Here is a 14,495-nt window from a genome sequence, read left to right on the forward strand (position 1 = left end):
CCGTCACTTCGGCCGCTCGGGCCAGGCCCGACTGACCTGATCGCGCAGTTCCTCGAGCCCGCACGCGAGGCGCAAGTCCTTCCGTATACTCGTTTTTCGAGGAGTCGGCGGCTGCTGCAGCCCCGCCATACAATCCAAGATCAGCAGTGTTCCACATCAACACGCGAAGATTGATCGCGCTGAGGCTGTGGTGCTAGAGTGCTTCCACTTTAGCGCGGGGCATTGCTATGGGGATGAACCTCGATGCCGTGATCTACTTGCAGCGGAACGGACATCTGACCGGCAGGAAAAACAGAATTCTCGATATCGGGCCGCAGACTATCTATTTCGCACGCGCCGAGCAGATCACGGAAATCGTCGAGCGCCTGGGACAGCCGCGTCCTGACGCAATAACGGTTGATCGGCTCGTCCACTTCTCGACGCCAAGAGCGGACGAGAGAACGACGATGCTTTCCGAGATCACGGATCTCGCAAACATCGAATATGAGGCGATCGATGTTTGTCCCGGGCTGAAGAACACCAACATCCTGGATCTCAACTTCGACGAACTCCCTTCGCAGCTCCGTGGCCATTTCGACGTGGTTCTCAACTTCGGCACCACCGAGCACATCGTCAATCAGTGGAACTGTTTCGAAGTGATGCATGACGCCATGAAGGTCGGCGGCGTGATCTACCATCAGCTGCCAGCGAGCGGCTATCTCGACCACGGATACTTCTGCTACACGCCGCTCTTCTTCCGGGAGCTTGCCCAGGCCAACGGCTACGAGATCGAGTGCCTCGCAGTCACCCATGCGGGCGAAAACCGGATCGACGCTCTCGGCATCACTTGTCTCGGCGGCGATACGATGTTGAGTGAGCCGGCCCATCTCGCCGACAACAATCGCGTCCCCCAGCTCAATCTTCACGTCATCCTGCGGAAGACGATCGACCAGGCGTTCCGCCCCTCGCTCGAGATCGCTACGACCCACAGCCAACTGAGCGAAAGGATGCGAGCTCGCTACAGCGACCTCCTCCAGTTGCAGGATCGCATCGAGGCGCTTGAGTCGGAACTCGGCAGAACGGTGAGCCCCCGCCTTATCCGCTGGCTGCAGAAGAACTACGCTCTGCTGCGTGGGAGCGCGCGCGCCCCCGTCCGGCTGCCATAGCGAAAAGTGGCCTACCGTTTCTCGAATTGTGATGCCAGAGAAGCGTAGCTGGCATCAGTATCTGCCATCGGGCGCAGCCGCGCCTTCAATCGACCAGGCCGTGGCAAAGGCTGCGGCCAGGATCTCTCGCGCGTCGGGCACGATCGACTGTCACCGTGAATCTCTCCACGACGCCGTGCTGAGAGCAGGCCGAGATGCAAGCGTCCGCCGTTAGAGGCCAGCGGCGATCTCGACCGTCCCAGCTCCATCACCCGCCAGGAAGCACGGAGGCTTGGGCCGGCAATGGACCATTGTTCAAGCACGTCTGCGGCAGTCGGTCGAACGCGCGAACAAACTCCGACGAGAACCGCTTCGAGCTGTCAAATGACAGATGAGCCTCGTCGACGAAGGTGAGATCGTCGCCGGTATCAGCATCGATATACATCGCCCCGATCGTCTCGGCGAGTTGCTTGGTCGGATCCGGCTTTGGCCAGATTTCGGTCGTCGGCATCGGGACCAGGACGACACAGTCGGCAGGCATGCCAATTCGCTTCAAGAAGTTGTTTGCCTCGATCGCCGAGAGCGGCACATTGACCTGAAAGTCCCGCAACTGGCTCCGACGAACTCGCGGGCGCTGGCGATCCGCCATCAGCACATCCCGCCAACGAAAATAGCCATCCACTGAGGATCTGAAGGCCGTCGGCGCAATTTCGCAGTCGACAAACCGTAAATTGCACAGGGCTGGCTGGGCCCACATCTCCCCCTTCTTGACCAGAGCCCGCCCGAGCTCCCATCCATCATGCAGCGCGGCCAAGGCGGGCTCGCTTACCCGATCGTTGAAATAGGGATCGACACCAATCACCAGCACACGCGGACGCAGATGGTGCTTCACCGCAAGCGCAGAGAAGAACGTCTGCTGGTCCTCATAGCCGAATCCGAGATTAAACTGCCGTAGACCGCGTGCGGCAAAATACGACCGCACTTCGGCCGTGCTGAAAGCAAACATCGTGCGGCTCGACCCAGTAAAGACCACATCGGCTGCCTTCAGGTTGGCAAGCGCCCTGCGCTCGATCCCGAACCAAAACGCAGCATGCTCGAAGTCTCCAAATCGGCGCGCGCTGCAGTAGCTGATGAACTGATCAGGCTCCGGCGCCAGCTTGCATCCGGCGATCGAGATCCCCCTGCCGCCATATGCGATCGGAGCCGCCAGGCAACCCGATACAATGACCATGGCAATATAGATCAACAACCAAAGTTTGTGCCCATCACGCACGCGCGCGCCCCCCCTCTGCCGGCCGGAAAAACGGTTAGCAAATACCACATTGTTCGCCATCACGCGCAAAAAATCGACTTAAGATTGAATTCAGAGTCTAACGCAATCAATAACGGTATTTTTATACTTATCTAAGCCGAGTTTCCGGCAAGCCGGGGTGAGCTGCCGGAACAAAAAAAAGCCCGGCGGCGCGGGGGTCGCGGACTTCGTAGTTCGGCGTCTTGCCGTGGGTCGCGGACGGTGGGAGGCACGTCATCGCCTCGCGTAAGGTCGTCTCGATGCGCAACTTTTTTTGGCCTTGCTTTGACGATATGTCGCAGGCGGGGCGCGGCAATGGCCGGCCAACCTTGTTTTCCCTCGACCGTCGGGTTTAGGTTGTCGGCATGATGATGATCCTGCGAAGCGCGACCCTGCTGGCCGCGGCCCTGACGCTGGCGAACTGCTGCATGTCCGGCACCGGCTGCTCGGGACCGCTGGCCTCGGCCGGCGCACCTGCAGCCACGCCGGCGATGGCCGCTGCGCCCGCCGTGATTGCCGCGCAGCCGACGAGCGCTGCGGCCGACTGGGACGGCCGTGTCGCCACCTCCGACGCCGACACCGAGATGGCGACGGAGCCGGACATCGGCACGCCGCGCAAAGGCGCCAAGCGCCGTGGCGACTCGCGGGTCGACGTGATGTCCGCGCAGTCGAGCTCCGGCTATCGGGGCCGGATGAGCTGGGAGGAGGAACAGGCGGCCGACCTCGCCGACGAGGCCCGCCTCAAGCAGAAGCTCACGATCTGCCGGAACTGCAGCGCAACGCAGTAAGCATCTGTCCCGCCGCATTTTTCGGCTGGTCGCGACCGCCGCACGGAACCGGCATGGTGCATGGCGCGGCGGCGCGCTTTCGGACTTGCAGGCCTCGCTTTTGTCGGATTTCCTAATCAAACCTTGACGACTTGGTTCGTCCGTCAGACGCTCGATTTGCGGGCTGGGCTCTGCTCGAGTTTTCGCCTCTCCCAGTTTTCGGGAGGAGCATCCGAAGCTTTTTCAATTTGGGTGGTTTCGTGATGAATCCGGTGACGCGCGACACCAGACGCTACCCCGAGAAGCTCAGCCCGAGCCCCGTCAAGGGCGCCCAGCCGATCGCGTTCGCAGCCGCGACGCTCGTGGTGCTGGTCGCGGGCATCGGCGGCATCATGTTGTGGCGTGCCCATGGGGGCGCGCCGGAAGCCGAGCGCGGCGCGGTGACGCGGCAATTGCAGGCGCGCACTGTGCAGGCGTCCGAGCAATTGGTGGAGAAGACCAAGGGCCTGGAAGCCACCCAGCAGGAATCGATCGATCAGCTGCAGATGATGCAGGAGCAGATGCAGAGCATGCGCCGCCTGCTCGCCGCCCAGCAGGCCGACACCAAGCGGCTCTCGGACCAGGTCTCGACCTTGAAGGACTCCATCGACGGCCTGCGCCAGTCCTTCGCCAGCACCCAGAGCTCGGAGCAGGCCGCGCCGGCCCCGCGCAACCGCAGCATCCGCGCCCGCGCCCATGCCAGCCGCAGCGGCCATCGGCATCGCCGCAACCGGTCCTGATATGGCCGGTCCTGACACCTGCTCGTAGAATTTCCCGCCGAATTTTCCCGGGCCCCTGTGAAGTGCTTCACAGATTGAAACCGGGAGTCACGCCATCCTGCCTTCACCGGATGGCGAGCCAATTTCAGGATGGCACAGGGCCAATTTCAATATCCGGGGCTGGCAAGGTCGTTGGCGCCATACTGCGCCGACGGCCTTGTTCTTTGTGGGATCGCGTTCGACCGCCCGGAACGGACCCGACTGCCGCGGCTCTCCGGCTGGTGACTTGCTTTTCCCAGTCAATTCTCGGCTCAATGCGCCCGCAAGACGCAGAGGAGCCCCCATGTCCGCCGATCCAGCACTGACCTCCGATGTCATCGGGCTGACCACGGTCGCCCCCTTCTCACGCCGCGGCTTCATGACCGCGTCCGCTGCCGTGACGGCCGGCTACACGCTGGCTGCCGGCCCGGTGCGGGCCGAGGTCATCACCACCGACAGCAATGGCCTGAATGCCGGAGATGCGAAGATCAAGGTCGGCGACCGCGACATGCCGGCCTATTTCGCCCGCCCCGCCAGCGCCAGCAGCCCGCCCGTCGTGCTGGTCGCGATGGAGATCTTCGGCCTGCATCAGTACATCAAGGACGTGACCCGCCGTCTCGCCAAGCTCGGCGCGTTGGCCGTGGCGCCGGACTACTACTTCCGCAGCGGGACCGACCTCACCAAGATCACCGAGATCAAGGACCTGCTGCCGATCGTGAATGCCAAGCCCGACGCGGAGCTGCTGTCGGACCTCGACGCGACCGTGGCCTGGGCCAAGTCGCAGGGCGGCGACAGCTCGCGCCTCGGCATCGTCGGCTTCTGCCGCGGCGGCCGCAACGTGTGGGAATATGCGGCGCATAGTTCGGCGCTGAAGGCGGGCGTCGCGTTCTACGGCCCGCTGATCGATCCGCCCAATCCGGCCTGGCCGAAGAGCCCGACGCAGCTTGCACCCGAGATGAAGGCGCCCGTCCTCGGCCTCTACGGCGAGGCCGACACCGGTATTCCCGTCGCCAGCGTCGAGGCCATGAAGGCCGCGCTCGCCGACAACAAGAAGACCGCGGAGTTCAAGATCTATCCCGGCGCGCCGCACGGCTTCCACGCCGATTATCGCCCCAGCTATCGCAAGGACGCCGCCGAGGACGGCTGGGTGCAGATGCAGGCGTGGTTCAAGAAATACGGCGTGCTGAGCTGACGGCCGCCGCCCGGGCGAGCGAACCGGGGAAGACTGCCCTTCCCCCCCCCCCCGCGAGACGTCCCGCTTGTCGCTTGCGCTCATGCGGGCTCCGGGCTGTCGGCGGTTAGCGCAGGCGATGATCGTCGCGACGGATCTTCGCCAGCTGCCTGCCGCCCTGCTCGAGCTCCCAGGCCATCCAGACCAGCGCTGCGCCCAGGCCGACGACGACGCCCATGAAGACCAACGTGAGTTCAGGGGATGTGAGTGTGTTCATCATGCCTGGATCCCATGCAAGCGTTGCGCCAGCTACTTCTCCGTTGCGCGCCGCCGATCGGAGCGACAACAAAAGGTGACGAGATGTCGTTAAGGCGAAGTGACCGGATCGGCCGGTCACCTCGCCCAAGCTTCATTCACACACCTCGACGTTCCGATAGCGCCAGCCGTGCGCCGTGCGCACGCGCTTGCGGGCGACGTAGCAGCCGCCGAGATCTTCGTAGGTGTACGGGTAGTAGTAAGGATAGCCTCCGTAACCGTAGTAGCCGGGATAGCCGAAGCCGAACCCGATTCCGAAGCCTGGACCAAAGCCATGATGATAACCGAATCCATGATGGAAACCGCCGCCATGAAAGCCGCCCGGCCCGCGCGCCGATGCCATGCCGGGCACCATCGCCGTCGCGATCACGGCACCCGCCAGCAATCCCATCAATCTCTTGCGCATCGATCCGTCTCCAAATTCAACCGGCATGACAATGTCATTGCACTCGGTACTCTCAGCCGAATGTCTCTAAGCCGAATTTGGAACGGCGCGGGGGCAACCCCGCTCACATCTGCGCGATCTCGATGTCGTTGTGTGACGTCCGGAGCCGCGGGCAATATTCAGCAACCGCGGCAGATGCTCTTGACCTTCCGGTCGACCGTCTTGTTCTCCTGCTGAATCTGCTCATCGGTCGCATCACCGGCGCGGTTCGGTCCCGTTGCCGCGGTGCCTCCCGCCGCTCCACGACCCGTGCCGGTCGTGACGCCGGAATTGCTCGACCCCGACCCGCTCGCGCCGGAGCCGGACGACTGAGCCGTGCCGAGGCTGTTAGTCCCGTTGGTGCCTGCCGCCCCCGGTTGCGACAGCCGCGAGGGATTGTTGCCGCTTCCGGCTTCGTTCTGCGCGTTGCCGAGACCGGCGGCGTTCCCTGATCCCGCGGCGATACCGGTCGTGCCGGTGCCGGCGGCCCCCGCACCCGGCGCGCCGCCGCCAGCGCCTCCTCCACCGCCCGCACCGCCTTGCGCGAACACCGCTGTGGCCGTGCTGAGGCCTGCAATCACGATCAAAGTGCCCAACGAAAATCTGGCCATGTGACCGTCTCCCTTTACGCTTCAACCCGACCGGGCGGACCGCGTTCCGGAACGAATGTTGGTCGGAGAGGATTGATGGGGCGAGGAGACCGAGGAGCCGTGCGCAAGCTGATCGCCTTCGACGAGGACACGTTCGGCAAGCTCAAGCAGCTGGGCCGCGATCAGATGCTGAGTCTGCAGGATCTCGCCGACGAGGCGTTCATGGACCTGTTGGAAAAGCACGGCGTACCGGCGGATCTGAAGGACGCGCTGCGCAAGAGCGCTGCGGAGGATGGCGATGGCGCAGGCAAGCCTGCGCGCAAACGGAAAAGCGAGACCGACGACAAGTCCAGAAACCAGTCGAAGCGCAAACCGAAGCAGAGAAGCAGGGCATCAGCATGAGCACCGACCCCGATCCGTTCGAGCAGGGCGAGCGCGCCGCGCACGAGAACATTCCGGCCGAGGCCAATCCCTACCACGACGGCAGCGAGCAGCATGCGCTGTGGGCGAGCGGCCACGAACGTGTCGCCAGCGCAGCCGAGGCCGGCGAGTCCGAAGGGACGGAAGGGACGTGAGCGATCTCCGATAGCCCGACAGTTCGATCCGCGGCGAGGTCAGCCGATCTTCTTCAGACCCTTGGTATAGCGCGGTCCCTTGGCGACATAGGCCTTGGCCGCGATACCCATGCGCTCGACCTGCGCCGGCTCCAGCGTGCGCACGACACGCGCCGGCGCGCCGATGATCAGCGAGTATTCCGGAAAATCCTTGCCCTCGGTGATGATGGCGCCGGCGCCGACGACGCTGCCGCGGCGGATGTGCGCGCCATTCATGATGATCGAGCCCATGCCGATCAGGGCGTCGTCCTCGACCGTGCAGCCGTGCAGGATCACGTTGTGGCCGACAGTGACATTGCGGCCGACGCGCAGCGGGAAGCCGGGATCGACGTGACAGGTGGCGTTGTCCTGGATGTTGGAGCCTTCGCCGATCTCGATCGAGTCATTGTCGCCGCGGATCACCGCGCCGAACCAGACGGTGACCTCCTTGGCGAGCTTCACCCGGCCGATCACGGTGGCATTGTCGGCGATGTAGTAGTTGCCGTCCGCCGGCAGCTCGGGCGCCTGCCCGTCGAGTTCGTAGATGGCCATCGAGGTCTCCCGTTCGCAGGTGACCTTGGCACAGCCGCCAGAGCGATTTCAAGCAACCGCGGCGGCGGCGCCCGGCACGGGAACTAGGTCAGCACGCCCGCGGCGCGCAGCGTCATCACCACGAAGGTGCCGGACATCATGCTCCAGAAGCCGGCGATGACGGTCGCCAGCATCACGAACTCGAAGCGGCGGCGCTCGATGCGCGCGCCGCGTAGCGTGTTGCGCATGATGATGAAGGGCGCGGCGAACACCAGGAACGGCACCGCGGCGAAGCGCCGGGGCGTGACGCCCTCCTGCAGCAGCTCGAAGCCCGGCGGACGTTCGGCATAGGCCTGATAGCCGCTCGCCAGGGCACCGGCCAAGGCGAAACCGATGAGGAGCGAGAACAGGGAATTGAACGCCTCTGCCGACATCGTACGCACTCACACACTTGCAGAACAGCCCGATGCTGGTTTGGCAAAAAGTGCTCGCGCCCGCCACATTATCCTTAAGGAACGGTTAACGGCGGCCGCAGCCGGTGCGCGGCTCCCTGCAGGTAAGTTTCTGCGGAATGCCGCATCGCCGTGGCATAGTCACCGCTGATTCGGCCTTGAGATCCCTGCCCGCCATGACGATGTTTTCGGTCCGCAGTGCCCGCCCTTCGAACGGACATGGCCATGCCGTGCCGATCATCCTGGGCTGCGTGCTGGCGGCGGCGGCGATCGCCCTCGTTGCCTACCTGCTCTGGCCGACCTGGCGCGCCAGCACCTTCAAGGGGCCCGAGCGCCTGCCGGTCAGCATCGGCAGCACCGTGTTCAACGTGCCGGCGGCCGCCATCCGGGTGAAGGTCCAGCGCCACACCGGCCCGCAGGAGCGCGTCGATCTCGGCTTCGAATATCCCTCGCTCACGCCGCCCGAGGCGCCGCATCACGTCAGCGCCGACCAGATCGATCAGGCGCCGCACCCGATCGATCGCATCTTCGTCTCGATATCGGCGCATCACGACGCGATGTCGCCCGAAACGCGACTGAAGACAATCTATCCGCGCTACCTCAATCCGGCTGCCGTGTCGGTGCAGGACGGGCTGAGCATGCGAAGCTTCCGCGCGGGCACACCGTACGACGTGGAGGATCTGTTCACGGCCGAGCAGCCTTTGCTGGTCGCCCGCTGCACGCGTGACGCCGCCACGCCCGGCATGTGCCTCAGCGAACGCCGCGTCGAGGGCGCGGATCTGATCTTCCGGTTTCCGCGCAGCTGGCTGTCACAGTGGCAGGACGTCGCCGCCGCGATGGAGCGGCTGACGGCGCAGATGCATGCGACGAAGTAGGAAGTAGTCAGTCGTAGCCCGGATGAGCGCAGCGATATCCGGGGTCTTTCGCCCAGCGCGTGTGAACCCGCATGTCGCTTGCGCTCATGCGGGCTACGCGCTCTAGGACTTACTCCACCAGATCGTCTTCCAGGATCGCCATCTGGAACTGGAACGAGCGATCGTCGTCCTCGTCGTCGACGAACAGCACGCCGATGAACTCCTCGCCGATATAGACTTCGGCGGAGTCCTCCTTCTTCGGCCGCGGCACTACACGGATCTTGGGATTGCCAAACACGCGCTTCAGATACGCGTCGAGCTTCCTGACTTCCTGAACGTCCACGGTGATCTCCAATCGACAGCGAGGTTTGCGGATGATGAGGACGTTGCAGCGCGAACGTCCGTGTCCTTGTGATTTCGACATTGTGATTTCGACATTCCGGCCCACCGATCGAGGCAAGACGAGCCGGCGATGTCGAACGACCTGAAAGGGACGCCGTGGATCTCACATTCACTCCGCCAAGACAAACGGCGGATCGTCAAATCCACAGACGCCGATGTGTTGGCACGAATTTCCCTGGATGAGAAGGTCTTGACTTCGCTGTCGCCGACGCGCTCGCGGCTCAGATCCCGATCGCGTTGATCATCTGATCCATGGTGCGCGACGGCTCCGCACAACCGGCCTCGCCGACGATCTTCGCCGGCACGCCTGCGACGGTGACGTTGTTCGGTACCGGCTTCACGACGACGGAGCCGGCAGCGATGCGCGCGCAATGACCGACTTCGATGTTGCCGAGCACCTTGGCGCCGGCGCCGATCAGCACGCCGTGACGAATCTTGGGATGCCGATCCTCGTTCTCCTTGCCGGTGCCGCCGAGCGTCACGCCATGCAAAATCGAGACGTTGTCCTCGATGATGGCCGTCTCGCCGCAGACGAAGCCTGTGGCGTGATCGAGGAAGATGCCGCGGCCGATGCGCGCCGCCGGATTGATGTCGGTCTGGAACACGGCCGAGGAGCGGCTCTGCAGATAGAACGCGAAATCCTTGCGACTCTTGCGATACAGCCAATGCGCCAGCCGGTGCGTCTGCAGCGCGTGAAAGCCCTTGAAGTAGAGCAACGGATCGATGAAGCGCGAGGTGGCGGGATCGCGATCGTAGACGGCGACGAGATCGGCGCGAAACGCATGGCCGAGGTCCGGCTCGTCGCGCAGCGCATCGTCGAAGGTCTGGCGGATCAGGTCGCCCGACAGCGCGGAATGATCGAGACGATCGGCAACCCGGTGCACGACCGAATCCTCGAGCCGGCCGTGGTGCAGAACGGTTGAATAGATGAAGGTCGCGAGCTCGGGCTCGCGGCGCACGATCTCTTCTGCCTCGTGGCGGATCCGATCCCAGATCGGATCAAGCGTCGCCAGCTTGCTGCCCTGCTGCGGATTGGTCTGGTGCATAGCCATGGCTGCTTCTCGCAGTTTCAGTGGGCGGGCCTTATAGCACGGCGCTGGGAACGATGTCCTCCGCGGGCTGCGCGAGGCCGGCGATCCATCCCAGCCAGCCCGCCTCCCAGAGAACACGGGATTGAGACATTTCCGTTACGCCCCGCCGGTGACGTCCCGGTTGCGCCGCCATGCCGTTCGGCACCGCGTCGGCTCAAGGTGGGCAGCCGGAACCCGAAATCAAGACGATCGTGGCGGAAGAAGCGGCGGACACCGTGGCTGCGGCAAAAGGAACCACCCGGGCACAGAAGGCCGACCATTCCCCCGTTCAATCCCGGGATCGGCTTTACCATCCATCGCTCTGCGTCTACTAGTGAATATCGCCCTGACCATATTGCGGCCATGGTGCTCCTGATCGGGGGGACACGGGTATCAGTAACACTCAGATCCTGGACGAACGCACGACCGAGGCCGGATCGGCCTGGCTCCCCGTCATCGTCATCCCGCTCTTCCTGGTCGCGCCGGCGCTGTGGAACGGCTACCCGCTGCTGCAGTGGGACACCGGGGGCTACCTCGCGCGCTGGTACGAAGGCTATCTGGTGCCGAGCCGCTCGACCGTGTTCGGGCTCTATCTGCATTGGGGCGAGGGCTCGAGCTTCTGGCTCAATCTCGGTCTGCAGGCGCTGGCAACGCTCTGGATCCTGCAGCTCACCTTGCGCGTGTTGGGACTGGCCCAGCCGCTGCGCCTGCTCTGGATCGGCCTGCTGTTGGTCCTGACCACCGCCCTGCCCTGGCTCGCCAGCATGCTGCTGACCGACATCTTCGCCGGGCTGTCGGTGCTGGCGCTGTACATCATGGTCACGCAGGCACGCCGGACCTCCGTGCTGGAGAAATGCGCGCTGTTCGGCTTCGTGGCCTTCGCCTCCGCCACCCACAGCGCCACGCTCGGCGTCCTGTTCGGCCTGTGCTGCGTCGGCTGGATCGCCTATCCCCGGCTGCGCCGGCAGATCGCGCTCTCGGGCCTGGTCCAGGCCAGCATGACCATCGTCGCGGGGGCGGCGATGCTGCTCGCGGCCAACTTTGCCCTGTCCGGCCAGCTGGCGTGGACGCCGGGCGGCACCGGCGTCGCCTTCGGCCGCATGCTCCAGGACGGTATCGTGGCGCAATATCTGAAGGATCATTGCGCCCGCGAGAAGCTGAAGCTCTGCCCCTATCGCAACGAGCTGCCGCCCACCGCCGACGACTTCCTGTGGGGCAACAGCATGTTCAACAAGCTCGGCCGCTTCGAGGGCATGAACGACGAGATGGGCTTCATCGTGAAGCAGTCGCTCGCGGCCTACCCGCTGTGGCAGGCCAAGGCGGCGGCGATCGCGACGGCGGAGCAACTGGTTCACGTCGCGACCGGCGAAGGCACCAGCGGCTGGGTGCCGCACACCTATGGCATCATCGAGCGCTACATCCCCTCGCAAGTCCGGGAGATGCGTGCGGCGCACCAGCAGCATTGGGAGATCAATTTCGCCGTCGTGAACTGGCTGCACGTGCCGGTCGCGCTGGGCTCGATGCTCGCGGCAGCAGCGATCGCCGCTCACGCGATCTGGCGGCGGCGGCGCGATGACGTCGCCCTGCTCGCCAGCACCGTGACGCTCGCGCTGCTCGGCAACGCCGTGATCTGCGGCGTGATCTCCGGCCCGCACGACCGCTATGGCGCGCGGCTGGTGTGGATCGCCACCTTCACGGCGCTGATCGCAGCCGCGCGCTGGTTCGGCGGCGAGCGTGCGGACGTGCCGACGGCATGAGGGCCCCGTAGCCCGCATGAGCGACAGCCGAAGCCGCGAGGCTTCGGCGAAAGCGACATGCGGGTTCACACGCGCTGCGCCGGAAAACCCGTGCGCTCCGCTCGCCCTGGCTCCGCGTTCAGCGCCGCGCCAGGAAATCCACCACGCCGGCCTTGTAGACCTTGTCGCCGACCGCGCGCATGTGGTCGCGGTTGGGAATGTCGAGCACCTCTGCACCCGGGATGAGCGCACCGAGCGCGGGCCCCGAGCCCGACACTTCGTCCGTCGTGCCGACCGCGACCAGCACCGGCACCGCGATGCGGCCCGCATCCTCCCGCGAGATCAAGCCGCGCGAGCCGCGCATGCAGGCAGCCAGCGCCAAGCGGTCCGAGCGGGTCTGGTCGGCGAAGGCGCGGAAGGTGCGGCCGACGGGATCGGTCACGTCGTCGATCGACGGCGCCTCGAGTGCCGAGGCGACGTTCTCGCCGGGTCCGCCGCCTTCGATCATCGCCATGCCGATGCCGCCGAAGATCGCCGAGCGCAGGCGTTGTGGAGTGTTCAAGGCAATATGCGCGGCGATGCGGCCACCGAGCGAGTAGCCCATCACGTCGGCGCTGGCGAGGCCGAGATGATCCATCAGCGCGGTGACGTCGCTCGCCATCTCCGCGATCGAATACAGCGCGGGGTCGTAGAGCTTGGCCGAATCGCCATGGCCGCGATTGTCGAGCGCGATCACCCGGCGGCCGTCCTTGCGCAACTCGGAGGTCCAGCCCGGATAGATCCAGTTGACGGTCTTGGTCGAGGCGAAGCCGTGGACGAGCACGATCGGATCGCCCTCCCCCTCATCGATGAAGGCGATTTCAACAGCGCCGTTGTGAAAGCTCGGCATCGGTCGCGGATCCCGGAATGTGCAAGGATTGATCTTGAGCCGCAGTCTAGCCGCAGGGCGCGGCCGCGACCAGTTCGGGACGGACCGCAGCGGCCTGCATCTGGCGCAGGCGGCGCCGCTTGCTCCGGTCGAGCCAGGCCTGGGTGGCCCGCTCGGCCATCGCCTTGAGCGAGGCGACGAAGCTGAGCAGCGTCATTAACGCGCCGAACAGCCACAGCGCGAGATTGAACGCGCCCGCGGTCAGCAGCAGCGCGCCGCGGCCGAGCAGCTTCAGGATCGCGCGGGTCTGCCCGCCCTTGGCCTCGGCCAGGCGGGCCGCACGGGCAATGTCCTTCGGCCCTTCGGCGAGCTTGAGCGAATCGAGCGCGCCACGCGTGCCGGCCTTTTCGGTGACGCGGCCGACATCCTTGGCGAGCCGCACCAGCGCGCCGGCCTTCTCGGCGCGGAACGCAGCCCGGATCGCGGTCGCGGTCTGGCCCGGCCGCAGCACCGAGCCCGAGGCCACCGCCTGCTGCAACAGCGGCGCATCGACAACCTCGCGCGCCGAGCGCCCGGCCCAGGCGGCGAGCCCCTCGCCGAGCCGGCCGACTTTCCGCGCGTCCTTGACCAGGGTGAGGCCCGCCCGCACCGGCGCGGCAGTCCCGACCGAGGCATAGGTCGCGGCCGTGACGGCAAGGCCCGCAGTCGCGAGACCCAGCACCAGCCGGTCGGTCTCCTCGCCCATCACCAGATGCTTGCCCTCGCGCACCGCGTCGCGGATGTCGCCGAACACGAAGAGGTCGCCGGCCACGGTGCCGGACAGGCTCGCGACGTCATCGGCCTGTCCGGTGACGAGCCCGCTGGCGAAGCGCTTGGCGACACTCCCCGGCGCCTTCTCGGCGGCCACGGCATCGCTCACCCGCTGGATCAGCGCCTCGTCGAGCGCAACGCGATGATCCTGTGCGAGCGCGACGAAACTCTCGGCGAGATCGGTATCGCCCGCCGCGAGCGCATCCTCGATGTTGCGAGCAATCCGCGCCGGATCGTTCTGCAGAACGGACGCAATCTGAAGCTCCGACAGCCTCGCCGGGTCATCCTGTGCCACGATGATGGCTCCGGCCCCATAGGCGTGCGGCCATATCGCAGCGCCGACCGCGGCGCTGACGGCAAGCCCGGCCAGCGCCAGACTGATTCCCAGCTTGATTCGCTTCGAGATCACGCCGCCTTCACGTTGTCGCGGGGACGATGCCGAAAGACATAGGATGTCCTGTGCCTGACACAACGGCCCCGACGAAAGAAGGGCTTCTCGGCGGGCCTGAGTTTGTGTCGAATCCACAGGCCACAACATAACGGCGTGCGTTGCACCAAACGCGGGTTCCCAACACTAGGAATTGGCCTTAAGGCTCAGTATGGTCGCGCCGTTTTCGACGCGTGCGGCCCTGCGACCTCAGTCCCGTCCTGCTCCGTCGTGCTGACCGCATACGCTCCCGTTGCCACGCGAGGTGATACC

The 14,495-nt window shown here is 65.2% G+C and carries 19 protein-coding genes; 9 read left to right on the forward strand and 10 right to left on the reverse strand.

Features of this window, described 5'->3' with window-relative positions:
• The first annotated feature begins 233 nt into the window (after positions 1 to 233).
• Positions 234 to 1,145 (forward strand): methyltransferase domain-containing protein, encoded by a 912-nt coding sequence (locus QX121_RS07270; RefSeq protein ID WP_315780715.1) that lies wholly within the window; start codon positions 234 to 236, stop codon positions 1,143 to 1,145.
• Between the two features lie 247 nt (positions 1,146 to 1,392).
• Here QX121_RS07270 and QX121_RS07275 read toward each other — a convergent pair whose 3' ends face one another.
• Complete coding sequence (locus QX121_RS07275) at positions 1,393 to 2,457, reverse strand: hypothetical protein (protein ID WP_315811535.1); 1,065 nt, start codon at positions 2,455 to 2,457, stop codon at positions 1,393 to 1,395.
• 323 nt (positions 2,458 to 2,780) lie between these two features.
• Between QX121_RS07275 and QX121_RS07280 the strand changes: the two genes are divergently transcribed.
• The 3 genes from QX121_RS07280 (at position 2,781) to QX121_RS07290 (ending at position 5,171) form a co-directional block, all read left to right on the forward strand.
• Positions 2,781 to 3,203, forward strand: a complete 423-nt coding sequence (locus tag QX121_RS07280; RefSeq protein ID WP_315776694.1) for a hypothetical protein — start codon at positions 2,781 to 2,783, stop codon at positions 3,201 to 3,203.
• A gap of 242 nt (positions 3,204 to 3,445) precedes the next feature.
• Positions 3,446 to 3,961 carry a hypothetical protein gene (locus tag QX121_RS07285; protein WP_315811536.1) on the forward strand — a complete coding sequence of 172 codons (516 nt, stop codon included), beginning with the start codon at positions 3,446 to 3,448 and terminating at the stop codon, positions 3,959 to 3,961.
• A gap of 397 nt (positions 3,962 to 4,358) precedes the next feature.
• Entirely contained in the window at positions 4,359 to 5,171 is an 813-nt protein-coding gene (locus QX121_RS07290; protein WP_409999093.1) for a dienelactone hydrolase family protein, read from the forward strand.
• A gap of 106 nt (positions 5,172 to 5,277) precedes the next feature.
• Here QX121_RS07290 and QX121_RS07295 read toward each other — a convergent pair whose 3' ends face one another.
• From QX121_RS07295 to QX121_RS07305, 3 genes are all read right to left on the reverse strand, one after another.
• The gene (locus QX121_RS07295; protein ID WP_315737739.1) at positions 5,278 to 5,430 is read right to left on the reverse strand and encodes a hypothetical protein; all 153 of its coding nucleotides are present in this window, start codon (positions 5,428 to 5,430) and stop codon (positions 5,278 to 5,280) included.
• A gap of 129 nt (positions 5,431 to 5,559) precedes the next feature.
• Positions 5,560 to 5,871 (reverse strand): hypothetical protein, encoded by a 312-nt coding sequence (locus tag QX121_RS07300; protein WP_315780709.1) that lies wholly within the window; start codon positions 5,869 to 5,871, stop codon positions 5,560 to 5,562.
• Positions 5,872 to 6,029: 158 nt separating this feature from the next.
• Complete coding sequence (locus QX121_RS07305) at positions 6,030 to 6,500, reverse strand: hypothetical protein (RefSeq protein ID WP_315780707.1); 471 nt, start codon at positions 6,498 to 6,500, stop codon at positions 6,030 to 6,032.
• A 99-nt stretch (positions 6,501 to 6,599) separates the two neighbouring features.
• On the opposite strand from QX121_RS07305, the gene QX121_RS07310 reads away from it, so the two are divergent.
• On the forward strand, positions 6,600 to 6,881 hold the full coding sequence (locus QX121_RS07310; RefSeq protein WP_315776697.1) for a hypothetical protein: 282 nt from the start codon (positions 6,600 to 6,602) through the stop codon (positions 6,879 to 6,881).
• The gene (locus QX121_RS07315) at positions 6,878 to 7,054 is read left to right on the forward strand and encodes a hypothetical protein (RefSeq protein WP_315811537.1); all 177 of its coding nucleotides are present in this window, start codon (positions 6,878 to 6,880) and stop codon (positions 7,052 to 7,054) included. Before QX121_RS07310 ends, QX121_RS07315 begins: the two co-directional genes overlap by 4 nt.
• A 39-nt stretch (positions 7,055 to 7,093) precedes the next feature.
• Here QX121_RS07315 and QX121_RS07320 read toward each other — a convergent pair whose 3' ends face one another.
• Together QX121_RS07320 and QX121_RS07325 are read right to left on the reverse strand one after the other, a co-directional pair.
• Entirely contained in the window at positions 7,094 to 7,624 is a 531-nt protein-coding gene (locus QX121_RS07320; RefSeq protein WP_315737487.1) for a gamma carbonic anhydrase family protein, read from the reverse strand.
• Between the two features lie 83 nt (positions 7,625 to 7,707).
• On the reverse strand, positions 7,708 to 8,037 hold the full coding sequence (locus tag QX121_RS07325) for a DUF6949 family protein (protein ID WP_172115419.1): 330 nt from the start codon (positions 8,035 to 8,037) through the stop codon (positions 7,708 to 7,710).
• A 194-nt stretch (positions 8,038 to 8,231) separates the two neighbouring features.
• Here QX121_RS07325 and QX121_RS07330 point away from each other — a divergent pair, with 194 nt between their 5' ends.
• Positions 8,232 to 8,930 (forward strand): hypothetical protein, encoded by a 699-nt coding sequence (locus QX121_RS07330; RefSeq protein WP_315776699.1) that lies wholly within the window; start codon positions 8,232 to 8,234, stop codon positions 8,928 to 8,930.
• Between the two features lie 109 nt (positions 8,931 to 9,039).
• On the opposite strand, the gene QX121_RS07335 is transcribed toward QX121_RS07330, so the two are convergent.
• Together QX121_RS07335 and cysE are read right to left on the reverse strand one after the other, a co-directional pair.
• Positions 9,040 to 9,252, reverse strand: coding sequence for a DUF3126 family protein (locus QX121_RS07335; RefSeq protein WP_006611186.1), 213 nt, complete (start codon positions 9,250 to 9,252; stop codon positions 9,040 to 9,042).
• Between the two features lie 280 nt (positions 9,253 to 9,532).
• Positions 9,533 to 10,363: a serine O-acetyltransferase gene (gene cysE / locus QX121_RS07340; protein ID WP_315737485.1), complete on the reverse strand. Its 831-nt coding sequence runs from the start codon at positions 10,361 to 10,363 to the stop codon at positions 9,533 to 9,535.
• Between the two features lie 170 nt (positions 10,364 to 10,533).
• On the opposite strand from cysE, the gene QX121_RS07345 reads away from it, so the two are divergent.
• Together QX121_RS07345 and QX121_RS07350 are read left to right on the forward strand one after the other, a co-directional pair.
• Positions 10,534 to 10,716: a hypothetical protein gene (locus QX121_RS07345; protein WP_315811538.1), complete on the forward strand. Its 183-nt coding sequence runs from the start codon at positions 10,534 to 10,536 to the stop codon at positions 10,714 to 10,716.
• 225 nt (positions 10,717 to 10,941) lie between these two features.
• Positions 10,942 to 12,138, forward strand: a complete 1,197-nt coding sequence (locus QX121_RS07350) for a hypothetical protein (protein ID WP_315811539.1) — start codon at positions 10,942 to 10,944, stop codon at positions 12,136 to 12,138.
• Positions 12,139 to 12,256: 118 nt separating this feature from the next.
• On the opposite strand, the gene QX121_RS07355 is transcribed toward QX121_RS07350, so the two are convergent.
• On the reverse strand, positions 12,257 to 13,006 hold the full coding sequence (locus QX121_RS07355; RefSeq protein ID WP_315780698.1) for an alpha/beta hydrolase: 750 nt from the start codon (positions 13,004 to 13,006) through the stop codon (positions 12,257 to 12,259).
• Positions 13,007 to 13,052: 46 nt separating this feature from the next.
• Positions 13,053 to 14,204, reverse strand: coding sequence for a hypothetical protein (locus tag QX121_RS07360; protein ID WP_409999091.1), 1,152 nt, complete (start codon positions 14,202 to 14,204; stop codon positions 13,053 to 13,055).
• Positions 14,205 to 14,495: the final 291 nt, after the last annotated feature.

The sequence above is a fragment of the Bradyrhizobium sp. SZCCHNR2028 genome (assembly GCF_032380995.1).
Classification (GTDB): Bacteria; Pseudomonadota; Alphaproteobacteria; order Rhizobiales; family Xanthobacteraceae; genus Bradyrhizobium.